A 4,210-nucleotide genomic window follows, 5' to 3' on the forward strand; every position below is an offset into this window, starting at 1 on the left:
CCTTGGGGACCGGCCCGGAACACGGCACGCTGGATTTCAACGCCGACGGGACATTTACCTACACGCCGAACGCCAACTATCATGGTGGCGACAGCTTCACCTTTACGGTCAGCGACGGCACGACCACGACCGAAGAGTCGACCGTCACCCTGACGGTCACCTCCGTCAACGACATCTGGACCGGATCGCCGACCGGCACCATCGACGACGGCGTCGAAGACACTGTCCAGTCGATTTCGCGCGCTACCCTGCTGCAGGGCTTCGAAGATTTCGACGGCGACCTGACGGTGCTGACGGCTTCGGCCGATCACGGCACTTTGGTGGCTACGGCAGAGGGCTGGACCTTTACGCCCGACGCCAACTACAACGGCCCGGTCGTCGTGACTTATGCGATCGGCGACGGCGTGACGCCGGCCGTAGAGTATACGCTAGGCTTCAACCTGGCCGCCGTCAACGATGCGCCCGTGGCCCCTTCGGCGGCATTTACCGTTGCTGAAGATGGCACTTTGGAAGGCGCCGTGTTGGCAAGTGATGTTGACGGCGACACATTGACCTACAGCTTGGGGACTGGTCCGGAACATGGCACGCTGGGCTTCAATGCCGACGGGACATTTACCTACACACCGAACGCCAACTATCATGGTGGCGACAGCTTTACCTTTACGGTCAGCGACGGCACGACCACGACCGAAGAGTCTACCGTCACCCTGACGGTCACCTCCGTCAACGACATCTGGACCGGATCGCCGACCGACACCATCGACGACGGCGTCGAAGACACTGTCCAGTCGATTTCGCGCGCTACCCTGCTGCAGGGCTTCGAAGATCTCGACGGCGACCTGACGGTGCAGACGGTTTCGGCCGATCACGGCACTTTGGTGGCTACGGCGGAGGGCTGGACCTTTACGCCCGACGCCAACTACAACGGCCCGGTCGTCGTGACTTATACGATCGGCGACGGCGTGACGCCGGACGTAGAGTATACGCTAGGTTTCAACCTGGCCGCCGTCAACGATGCGCCCACCGGCGTGCCCACCGGCGTTATCGCCGGTGGCACCGAGGAGACGTCCCAGATCATTCTGGAAGCCACCCTGCTGGAAGGTCTCAGCGACGTCGAAGGCGAAGCGTTGCACGTCAGCGAAGTGTATTCGTACCAGGGCAGCTTAACAGCAACCGAAGGCGGCTGGATTTTCACACCGTACGACGATGTCTTCGGGACCGTTCTCGTGAGTTACCGGGTTGCTGACAGTTCGGGCGGTGAAACCATATACGGGCGTCAATTTACACTTGCCGGCACGCCCGACGCGCCGCGTTTTCTTTTCAACTATGTTATCGGCGGTAACGAAGACACATCCGCTTCCATTGCCCCGCTACATCTGACCTCGGGATTTTACGATCCTGACGGCGGCCCCCTAACCGTGTCCAGCGTCACCGCCAGCCAAGGCACAGTGGTCTCGTATCCCGACCATTACCTGTTCACCCCACCGGCCAATTTCTACGGCACCATTTCGCTGAGCTACACCCTTAGCGACCGGGACGGTTACGATCTGGCTGTTACACGCGACTTCGTGGTCTTTTCGGTCAACGATGCCCCGACCGGCTCGCCCACCGGTATCATCGCCGATGGCACCGAGGATATCGTCCAGTTCATCTCGGCCTCGACGCTGCTGGAGGGCTTCAGCGATCCGGTTGAGGGCCATACGCTTAGCGTCCATTCCATTTCGTCGGCCCAGGGCACCTTCACGGGCGTGGAAGGCGGATTTAACTTCACGCCGACCGCCAATATTAACGGCCGAGTCATCGTGACCTATACGGTCACCGACGGCAATGGCGGTTATATCTCTAACCAGACGCGCAGCTTCTCCCTTGCCGCGGTCAACGATGCGCCGGTCATCTCTTCGTACGGCAGCCGTGCTGCCGTCACCCTCAGTCCAAACGAGAACTCGACTTTTATCGCGAACGTCGTGGCGAGCGATGTCGACCTCGACGGGTTTACAACCTCCTTCGACGGCGCCAGTCTTCATTCGGCCATCGGCCTCGACATCCCCAATCCGTACGTAGCGAACATAACCTTCGACGCCGCGAACAACGAACTCGACTTCTCGGCCGCCGGCGCAGCCAACATGTGGCACGCCCGCGCCGATGTTCCCATTGCCTGGGTGAAGGCCCCGAGCGTCGCCGCCGGGCAATCCTGGGCGATCGAAACCAAAGCGCATATTAACAATTTTGATCAGCTTTACCAGGTGGCCGGCATAGCCTTCTACGCCGACTCGAACGGCGCCAAGCCGCAACTCACTTTCGGCCTCGAAAACTGGGGCAGCAAAATCGTGCACGCCCATGGCATGGGCGACAATTTACCCGACTTATCGGCGGCGGTTTCCAACTCCGAAGTGTATCTGCGTGTGGTCGTCACCGAAAGCGGAGCGTTCGACCTCTATCAGTTCTATTACAAGACCGATGAAGGCGCGAATTGGACCCTGCTTGGATCGACCTACGACGCCACGCCGAATGCGCGCGTCGGGCTCTTCTACAAGACAAATCAGGCAAGCGACGGCGCCTCGTTCAGCTATTTGTCGGTCGACGGTGTCGCGGAAGTCGTGACTCACGCCATCACCGGCGGCGCCGATGCGGCGCTGTTCACCATCAACGCCACCACCGGCGCGTTATCCTGGATCGCGGCGCCGAACTATGAGGCGCCGAACGATGATGGCGCGAACAACACCTACGTCGTGGAGGTGACCGCCAGTGACGGCAACGGCGGGACGGACGTCCAGACCCTGACCCTCAGTGTCCGCGACATCAACGAAAAGCCGACCGGCGCCGCGACCACGGTTCTTTCGGCGATCGACGAAGACACCACCTTGGTCGTCACCCGCGCTGAGCTCCTGGCTGGCTTTTCCGACCCGGATGCCGGCACGATCCTCGCCATCCGCGGCAATTACGTGTGGAGTTCCAGCGGCACGGTTACCTACAACGCCGATGCCGGCACATGGACCATTGCGCCGGCCGCCGATTACAACGGCCCGGCTAGACTCCTCTACAACGTGTCGGACGGCCTCCTCGAAGCGGACTATAGCTCGCTGGATTTCACCGTCACTCCGGTCCCGGACGCGCCGCGCCTCTACGCCGCCAAGGCCGTCGTGACCGGTACCGAAGACATCGCCAAGGTCATCACGCTGTGGCAACTGCTGCAGGGTTACGGCGACCCGGACGGCGACTTCCTGACGAGCATTTCGGATCTGACAGCCACCAACGGTTCGATCGTCGATAACGGCAACAACACCTACACCCTGACGCCGAACAGTAACTATTTCGGCACGGTTACCCTTGGCTACAACGTTAACGACGGTACTGGCCTTCACCTCGCCACCACGTTGGGTGTGTCGTTTGCCTATGTCAACGACCTGCCCACTGGCGCACCCACGGGCACGGTGGCGCAAGGCACCGAAGATACGGTCCAGACTATCCTGGCCGCCACCCTGCTGGAAGGCTTCAGCGACGTCGAAGGCGCCCTGACCGTTTCGGCCATCTCGATCAACCACGGCACCCTGATCGCCACCGCCGGCGGCTGGATATTCACACCTGATCTGAACTACAACGGCCCTGTGACGGTGACCTACACCGTGCGCGACAGCGACGGCGCCACCATCGCCAATCAGACGCGCAGCTTCGACCTGACGGCGGTCGACGACACCCCGATCGCCAACGCGGCCAGCTTTACCCTGGCCGAAGACGCGACCATCAATCGTAGCGTCACGGGCAGTGACGTCGAAACCGCAAGCCCGACCTTTATCCTGGATACCGGGCCGGCCCATGGCACGGTGACTTTCAACGCGGACGGCACCTTCGCCTATACGCCGACCCTGAACTATTATGGCACGGACAGCTTCACCTACCACGTCTATGACGGCGCGCTGAACAGCAATGTCGCCACGGTCAGCCTGACCGTCACCTCGGTCAACGACCTGCCGACCGGATCGCCGACCGGCGCGGTTGCCGACGGAACCGAAGACATCGCCCAGACCATTCTCGCCGCCACTCTTTTGGAAGGCTTCAGCGACGTCGAAGGCGCTCTGACCGTCTCGGCGATCTCGGTCGACCACGGCACACTGACCACCACAACCGACGGCTGGATTTTTACCCCGGCGCTGAACTACAACGGTCCGGTGACCTTAACCTATACGGTGCGCGACAGCGATAACGCCACCCT

General features: G+C 61.3%; 1 protein-coding gene. It reads left to right on the top strand.

What is annotated here, in order from left to right:
• The coding region (locus tag ABAC402_RS36750) for a cadherin-like domain-containing protein (RefSeq protein WP_023450911.1) at positions 1-4,210 on the top strand (4,210 nt) is incomplete at both ends.

It is taken from the genome of Asticcacaulis sp. AC402, assembly GCF_000495835.1.
Lineage (GTDB): Bacteria > Pseudomonadota > Alphaproteobacteria > Caulobacterales > Caulobacteraceae > Asticcacaulis.